The sequence below is a fragment of the Xanthomonas sp. SHU 308 genome (assembly GCF_000364645.1).
Lineage (GTDB): Bacteria > Pseudomonadota > Gammaproteobacteria > Xanthomonadales > Xanthomonadaceae > Xanthomonas_A > Xanthomonas_A sontii.
Map to the genome: position 1 here is coordinate 1 of NZ_AQOK01000402.1, position 6897 is coordinate 6897.

The 6897-nt window shown below is 69.0% G+C and carries 8 protein-coding genes and 1 pseudogene; 4 read left to right on the forward strand and 5 right to left on the reverse strand.

Going from position 1 to position 6897, the window contains the following annotated elements; all coding sequences use genetic code 11:
* Together minC and D588_RS0113340 are read right to left on the reverse strand one after the other, a co-directional pair.
* A pseudogene (gene minC / locus D588_RS0113335) lies at nucleotides 1-387 on the reverse strand (septum site-determining protein MinC); the annotation flags it as partial.
* Nucleotides 388-389: 2 nt separating this feature from the next.
* Nucleotides 390-983 (reverse strand): GNAT family N-acetyltransferase, encoded by a 594-nt coding sequence (locus D588_RS0113340; RefSeq protein WP_010341204.1) that lies wholly within the window; start codon nucleotides 981-983, stop codon nucleotides 390-392.
* A 140-nt stretch (nucleotides 984-1123) separates the two neighbouring features.
* Between D588_RS0113340 and D588_RS0113345 the strand changes: the two genes are divergently transcribed.
* The 4 genes from D588_RS0113345 to D588_RS0113360 all read left to right on the forward strand — a co-directional run bounded on the left by D588_RS0113345 (nucleotide 1124) and on the right by D588_RS0113360 (nucleotide 5052).
* Complete coding sequence (locus D588_RS0113345; protein ID WP_017916337.1) at nucleotides 1124-2314, forward strand: sensor histidine kinase; 1191 nt, start codon at nucleotides 1124-1126, stop codon at nucleotides 2312-2314.
* Nucleotides 2314-2955: a response regulator transcription factor gene (locus D588_RS0113350; protein WP_017907693.1), complete on the forward strand. Its 642-nt coding sequence runs from the start codon at nucleotides 2314-2316 to the stop codon at nucleotides 2953-2955. The genes D588_RS0113345 and D588_RS0113350 overlap by 1 nt, the downstream gene beginning before the upstream one ends.
* Before the next feature lie 457 nt (nucleotides 2956-3412).
* Nucleotides 3413-4579, forward strand: coding sequence for a polyketide cyclase (locus D588_RS0113355; protein WP_017907694.1), 1167 nt, complete (start codon nucleotides 3413-3415; stop codon nucleotides 4577-4579).
* A 101-nt stretch (nucleotides 4580-4680) separates the two neighbouring features.
* Entirely contained in the window at nucleotides 4681-5052 is a 372-nt protein-coding gene (locus D588_RS0113360; RefSeq protein ID WP_017907695.1) for a DUF423 domain-containing protein, read from the forward strand.
* Between the two features lie 125 nt (nucleotides 5053-5177).
* Here the strand turns inward: D588_RS0113360 and D588_RS0113365 are convergent, their stop codons facing one another.
* The 3 genes from D588_RS0113365 to D588_RS0113375 form a co-directional block, all read right to left on the reverse strand.
* Nucleotides 5178-5708 (reverse strand): hypothetical protein, encoded by a 531-nt coding sequence (locus tag D588_RS0113365; protein WP_153751124.1) that lies wholly within the window; start codon nucleotides 5706-5708, stop codon nucleotides 5178-5180.
* A gap of 128 nt (nucleotides 5709-5836) precedes the next feature.
* Complete coding sequence (locus tag D588_RS0113370; RefSeq protein WP_017916339.1) at nucleotides 5837-6433, reverse strand: hypothetical protein; 597 nt, start codon at nucleotides 6431-6433, stop codon at nucleotides 5837-5839.
* Nucleotides 6430-6897: M15 family metallopeptidase (locus D588_RS0113375; protein ID WP_017916340.1), on the reverse strand; the 468-nt coding region annotated here is incomplete at its 5' end. The genes D588_RS0113375 and D588_RS0113370, both read right to left, overlap by 4 nt.

Consider the following 6897-nt stretch of genomic DNA (forward strand, 5'->3'; position numbering starts at 1 on the left):
CGAGACCGGTGCCGCTGCGGCGGCGGGCGCGCCGCCATCGAAGCGCTCGTACTGCGCACGGAACTTGGCCAGCAGCGGCAGACCCAGCGCCACCGACAGCTCCTCGATCTCGCGGGTGCCGTAGGCCAGCGCCACCGGCAGCACGCCGGCGTCGCGCAGCCCGTCCAGCAGCGCCTGCGCGGTGGCCACGTCCGGGGTCTGCGCCAGGCCGCCGAAATCGATGATCACCGCGGCACGGCCGAACAGCTTGGGCGCGCGCTGCACGCGCTCGCGCATCTCCTGGCTCAGCCGCGCCACGTCCAGCGTGCGCACGCGCAGGTTGGCGATGCCGACCTGGCCGATCTTCAGTTCGCCGGCCTGCTCGAAATCCAGATTCACCGACGACACGCTCAGGTCCCGGTCGGGCGCTGCGCCCGCTGCAGACGATGGGCGTGGCCGGCCCAGGGCAGGTCGGGCAGGGTGTCGCCGTAGGTTTCGCGCACCCAGGCGTAACTGCACAGATCCTTCAACAGCATGCTCGCACGCACCTCCACTTCGTTCATCGTGTTCTGGCCCACTTCGCGGAAACCGAAGCTGCCATGGAACAGCAGCGCCGCATCGGCGCCGTGATCCAGGAAAACCTCGCACGCCAGTTGCGGGTAGCGCAACTCGGCGTAGCTCTGCACGTCGGCGTAGAACGCCCGGCCGACGCCGCCGCCGCGGCGGCGGCTGGCCACCACGATGCGGTCGATATAGAAAAACTGCGGGTAGCGCTCGCGGAACCAGGCGAAGTTGCTGCTGTCGTGGTCGCTGTCGCTGCCGAAGCCGACCAGGAAGCCGGCCAGGTTGCCGTCGCGCTCGGCGACGCGGAAGTACTCTGCGGTTTCGTAGAAGCGGTGCAGCTTGGCCGAATCCAGCGGCAGGATCGCCAGTCCGGCGTTGTTGTTCAGGGCCAGGACCGAATCGAGCTCGTGCTCGCGCACGTCGCGGATGACGATCGACATTGAGACTCCATTGCTGATGCGCGCGCGGCCCCGTGCGGACCGCAGGGGCGGATTATCGCACGCGCGACCCGGGGCGGCGAGCCGCGCCGGCATGACTTCCGTGGGAGTGCAATGCGCGCCGTTCATCCTAAGATGGCTGCATGTTGGGATATCTCAGCCATACCCGCGTCCTGCGCTATGCCGGCCTGTTCACCTGGGCCGTCATCTGCATGCCGTTGCTGTACCTGTACTGGGAGCCGGTCGAGGAATCGGGACGGATGCCCAGCGGCGAGGTGTGGCTGCTGCTGACCAGCTACCTGGGCTTCGGCGTGGTCTATTTCCTGCTGACCCGGCGCCTGCACAGCGGCGACGGTGTGCGTTGGTACGACCGCGGCATGCTGGTGCTGCTGACCATCTGCGCGCTGGCGGTCGGCTACCTGCACCGCTCGGGGCTGGGCAGCATCCTGATGATGGTCGCGGCCGGGGTGATCCCCTGGTTGCTGCCGGTGCGCGCCGGCGTGGCCTGGCTGCTGCTGAGCCAGCTGGCGGTGCTGCCGGTGTACCTGACCATCGGCTTCCCGCCGTTCGAGGCGCTGATGCAGTCGCTGCTGTACGGCGGCTTCTCCATGTTCATCTTCGTCACCAGCCTGGTCGCGCGCCAGCAGACCCAGGCGCGGGAGGAACAGCGCCAGCTCAACGCCGAGTTGCGCGCCACCCGCGCGCTGCTGGCCGAAAGTGCCCGGGTCAACGAGCGCACGCGGATCTCGCGCGAACTGCACGACCTGCTCGGCCACCACCTGACCGCGCTCAGCCTGAACCTGGAAGTGGCCGGCCATATCACCGAGGGCCGTGCGCAGGAGCACGTGCAGCAGGCGCATACCCTGGCCAAGCTGCTGCTGACCGACGTGCGCGAGGCGGTGAGCCAGTTGCGCGACAGCGGCGCGATCGACCTGGCGGCGGCGCTGCGGCCGCTGGCCGAGCGGGTGCCGTCGCTGCAGATCCATCTGCAGGTGGAGGAGCCGCTGACCGTGGAGGATCCCGAGCGCGCGCACGTGTTGCTGCGCTGCACCCAGGAGATCATCACCAACGCGGTGCGTCACGCCCAGGCCGACAATCTGTGGATCGAGGTGCGCCGCGACGGCCCGCAGGTGGTGATCCAGGCGCGCGACGACGGCCGCGGTTGCGAGACCCTGGCCCCCGGCAACGGCCTGCGCGGCATGCGCGAGCGCCTGAGCCAGTACGGCGGCAGCCTGGACGTGGTGGCCGCGCCGGGCGCCGGCTTCCGCCTGCGCGCCGCGGTCCCCGGCGCCGCCACCCTGCTGCCGCCCGCCGTTCCCCAAGGAGTGTTGTGATGATCCGTGTGTGTCTGGTCGACGATCAAACCCTGGTGCGGCAGGGCATCCGCTCGCTGTTGGCGCTGGACGGCGGCATCGAGGTGGTGGCCGAGGCCAGCGACGGCCGCCAGGCGGTGGAGCTGATCCCGCAGGTGCTGCCCGACGTGGTGCTGATGGACATGCGCATGCCGTCGATGTCCGGGCTGGAGGCGCTGCAGACGCTGTCGCGCGCCGCCGCGCTGCCGCCGACCATCATCCTGACCACCTTCGACGACGACCAGTTGGTGCTGGCCGGGCTCAAGGCCGGGGCCAAGGGCTATCTGCTCAAGGACGTGTCGCTGGAGCAACTGGTCGGCGCGATCCGCACCGTGGCCGCGGGCGGCTCGCTGGTGCAGCCGGCGGTGACCCAGCGCTTGCTGTCCGGCCTGGAGCACATGCGCAACGACTTCGTCAGCCTGGACCGGCCCGACCCGCTGACCGACCGCGAGACCGAGATCCTGCGGCTGATGGCCAGCGGCTTCTCCAACAAGGAGATCGCCAACTCGCTGGGCGTGGCCGAGGGCACGATCAAGAACCACGTCTCCAACATTCTCTCCAAGCTCGGCGTGCGCGACCGGACCCGTGCGGTGCTGAAGGCGTTCGAGCTGCAACTGGTCTGACCGAGCAGGATGCCCCCGCCAGGCGCCGCAGGTGGTCTGAACGAGACAGGATGACGGCCGGCGGAGGCGGGTCGCGCGCACGCCGGCCGGGTCCCGTGTCACCGGAGGCCATGCAAACCGTGCCGGCATGGCGTTGTCGCGCCTGTCGCGCGCAGGCAAGTGGTCTGGCCTCGGCTTGGCGTGGCCCGGACACCTCCGGCTGTCCGAGAGTGCCGCCGTTGCTCGATTCGATGCGGGCAGGTCCTGAGTGCGTCGGCCTGTCCGCCGCCGTCGCCGGGACAATGGTCTGGTCGTCCCCAGCGCCGCGCGCACCGGCGTTGCCGGCACCGCGCAAGGCCGTTGCGGCGCGGGGCGAAGCGGCATTCCGTGATGTGCTGACCACGGACAGCGAAGCCTGCTAGGATGGGCGCTTCGCTTCATCAACCCGGCCGTGGGATCGGCCCCGGAGACCTCCTGAATGACCCGTATTATCGAGTTCCTGATCGCCCTGGGGATCGTGGCTGGCCTGTTCGTCATTGTCGGCGTGGTGCTGCCCTCGGAGCGTCACATGTCCGAAAGCGTCGAGACCAATCGGCGCATGACCATCGTCTATGACACGGTCAACAGCCTGCGTCGGTTCAAGGACTGGAACCCCCTGGTGCTGCGCGACCCGCGCATCGAGCTGAAGCTCTCCGGCCCGGAATCCGGTGTCGGCGCGCGCCTGGACTACAGCTCCAAGGAGGGCTACATCGGCAAGGGTAGCTGGACCATCACCTCGACCGAGAAGAACAAGGACGTGGTCATCGCCATCGAGGACGAGACCAAGGGCAAGGACAAGACCACCACCTTCAAGCTCGAGTCGACCGGCAAGAACGGCCGCAACGTGAAGATCACCCAGGACTACACCGTCAAGTACGGTTGGGACCTGCTGGGTCGTTACGCCGGCCTGTACGTCAGCCGCCATGTCGGCGACGACATCAAGCTGGGTCTGTCGCGCCTGAGCAACGTGCTGGCCACCGTGCCGAACGTGGACTACCGCTCCGACGACACCCCGCTGAAGGACCTGAAGGTCGTCGACGTCCCGGCCGAGGACCTGCTGGTGGTCAACGCCGGCAACATCGACCGCGACAACGACTCCATCAAGAAGTCCATCAAGGACAACCAGGAGTGGATCAAGCGGGTGATGGACGCCAACGGCCTGGAAGCGGCCGGTCCGGTGCGCATCGTCACCACCGACTTCGGCTCGGACAAGTACGCGTTCGACGTCGCCCAGCCGGTCCGCAAGCGTGCCGGTGGCGCGCCGAAGGACGACGCCAAGAAGGATGAGAAGAAGGACGACAAGAAGGACGACGTGGCCGCCGCGCCGGTCGATGCCACCCCGGTTGCCGCCTCCGGCGAGCCGCTGAAGGTGACCATCCCGCAGGGCGCCCCCGTCACCTACCTGCGTACCGAAGCGCACCGTTCCGCCTTCGCCAGCTACACCGGCCACATGGCGGGTCTGGATGCGGCGCGCAATGCGCTGCGCGCCTGGGCCGCGACCAGCGGCTACGACGTGACCGACCGTCCGTACGAAGCCTGGAAGGGCGGAGTGGACAAGTCGTTCACGCCGGAAGGCACCTACGACATCTACTGGGCGATCAAGTAAGTCCTGCCCTGGTGGACGAGTGAACCGGAACGCGCCGCATCTTGCGGCGCGTTCCGTTTATGGGGCCGGCAAACGCTGCCGCGCTCCCGGAGGAAACCCTCATGCTGACGTTCGATCGCCGTACGCGCGGGCCGTTCTGGCTGTGCAGTGCCGGCGCGCTGCTGGCGGCCGTGTCCATCGGCCTGTCCGCCTATGCCTCGCACGGGGTGGCCGAGCCCCTGGCGCAATCGCACCTGCAGACCGCGGCGCTGTACGCCTTCGGCCACGGCGTGGCGCTGGCGGCGCTGGGACGCCGCAGCGAGCGCCTGCTCGGGCGCCTGGCGCTGTGCCTGTTGCTGCTCGGCACCGTGCTGTTCTCCGGCAGCCTGGCCGGCAACGCGCTGGCGCAGTGGCCGACGCGTCTGGCGCCGATCGGCGGCACCACGCTGATGCTGGGCTGGCTGCTGTGGGCGGTGGACGCGCTGCGGCGCTGAACTCAGGGCGGGCTTAAACTCGCAGTCCGGATCAGGCAACTGATGGCGGCGGTCGGGTGTGCGCTAGCACGCATCCTGGCGTCGCGCTGCCGCCCGTGGGCCTGGCGGCGGCGCTATGTGTCGCTTCAGTGTGCTGGCGGCACGGGTACGTCCGTGATGGCTGCTTCAGCGGTCGTGGACTCAGGTGGACGTGTGCGGAACAACGGGTCGTCACTGACCCTTGGCCGTTGCGATGACGGGAAGCGTCGCTCCTGCTGCAGCCAACGGTGGTACTGGAAGGTGCCTCGCGCGGCACCTAAGTAGACCAGCAGGATGATCACGCCCAGCACCATCCCATTGAGATTGCCGGACGCCAGCAAGATCAGTCGCGCCAGAATGCAGTAAACCACCAGCAGAAGCGCGGCGATCCTGCTATGGCGATGCAGGCCGTAGGCGCACACCCCGATCAGCACGACGTCGATGCTGAAGAGGATGCCGCCGCCAACGCTGCCATTCGCGAATTGCATGATCGCGAAGATGAGGCTGATCGCAGCGCTCAGCCAGGCAACGATACAACCGACCGCGATCTTGCGTGTGATGGTATCGGGTGCTTTCGCCAGAGGTGGTGCGCTTTGTGCGCTCTGCGCTTGCGGCGTGGCATAGGGGTTTTCCGGCACGAGGCGACATCCTTGCGTTGGGCGAGACATCGTTATCGGCCAGCGCCGCAAAAAACTTCATTGTTGCAAAGCGTGCCGGTGCATCTCGATAGGGCTGAGTCGGCCGCAGTGCTCCTACGCCGCGGCTATTACTGGTCGCCGACCAGGTCCACCTGCGCCTTCAATCGCACCCACGCGTCCTGGCTGGGATCGTTGACCGTGACCTGCACGGTGTAGGTGCCGAGCGGGTCGCTGTCCTCGAAACGCAGTTGCACCGACAGCGGCGCCAGTTCCAGCAGGCCGGCGGCGGCCGGTGGGCCGCCCATGCCCAGGGGCCGCATCGGGTCCTGCAGCGTGGTGCTGCCGTCGGGGCCGAGCACGCGCAGGCTCATCTGCGCATCGCAGGCGCCGCCGTTGTTGGGGCTGGGCGCGCAGCCGGCGTACAGCAGCGCCACGCGCAGCAACTGGCCGCGCTGCACGCGCGCGATCGTGCGCAGGTTCGGCGCATGCGCGGCCTCGGTCTGCCCCCACTCCTGCGCGAACGCGCTGAAGTCGGCGTCGTCGGCGATCTGCAGTGCGGCAGCGAAGGCCTTGTCGTGGCCGCGCTCGGCGCTGTCCGGCAGCGCCTGGCCCTGCCGGTCGTGCCATTGCGCGGCGGCGCAGGTGGGCAGGGCCAGGGCCAGCAGGGTCAAGGCGCGCCAGGCGGCGGTGCCGGCGCGCGGCCGGCGGGTGTCGGAACGGGTCATGCGCAAGCGGCCTCCTGCCAGCACCAGTGCCAGGGTTCGTAGACGATGCCATGCGGGTTGTCGCGCGGATAGCTCATGCGGTAGCCGAAGGCGCCGGCGTGGTCGTGCAGCCAGGCGAAGGCCGGCGTGCGCTCGAAACTTTCCTCGGCCGGCGGCTCGCCGGGCGTGCCGATGTCCAGCGCGTGCCCGCTGTGGTGCTCGCTGAAGCCCGGCGCGGCATTGACCGCGAGGATCTGCTCGAGATTCTGCCCGCGGGCGAACTTGCGCGCGAAGATGCCCAGCTGATACGCGTGGCTGCGATAGCCGGAGATCGGCTCCAGCACCACGCCATCGCGCGCGGCGGCATGGCGCAGCGCGTGCCAGGCGCGTGCGGCGCCGGCGCTCAGCCACAGCGGGCGTCGGTAGTGGTCGTCGCCGGCCGCGTGCAGGGTGGCCGGTTCCGGCTGCAGCGGCAGGGCGGGGGG

Bases quoted from the DNA above. Each gene is read 5' to 3' on its own strand.
- D588_RS0113360 (WP_017907695.1), top strand. From the start codon at position 4,681: ATGCTGACGTTCGATCGCCGTACGCGCGGGCCGTTCTGGCTGTGCAGT.
- D588_RS0113350 (WP_017907693.1), top strand. From the start codon at position 2,314: ATGATCCGTGTGTGTCTGGTCGACGATCAAACCCTGGTGCGGCAGGGC.
- D588_RS0113370 (WP_017916339.1), bottom strand. From the start codon at position 6,433: ATGACCCGTTCCGACACCCGCCGGCCGCGCGCCGGCACCGCCGCCTGG.
- D588_RS0113355 (WP_017907694.1), top strand. From the start codon at position 3,413: ATGACCCGTATTATCGAGTTCCTGATCGCCCTGGGGATCGTGGCTGGC.
- D588_RS0113340 (WP_010341204.1), bottom strand. From the start codon at position 983: ATGTCGATCGTCATCCGCGACGTGCGCGAGCACGAGCTCGATTCGGTC.
- D588_RS0113345 (WP_017916337.1), top strand. From the start codon at position 1,124: ATGTTGGGATATCTCAGCCATACCCGCGTCCTGCGCTATGCCGGCCTG.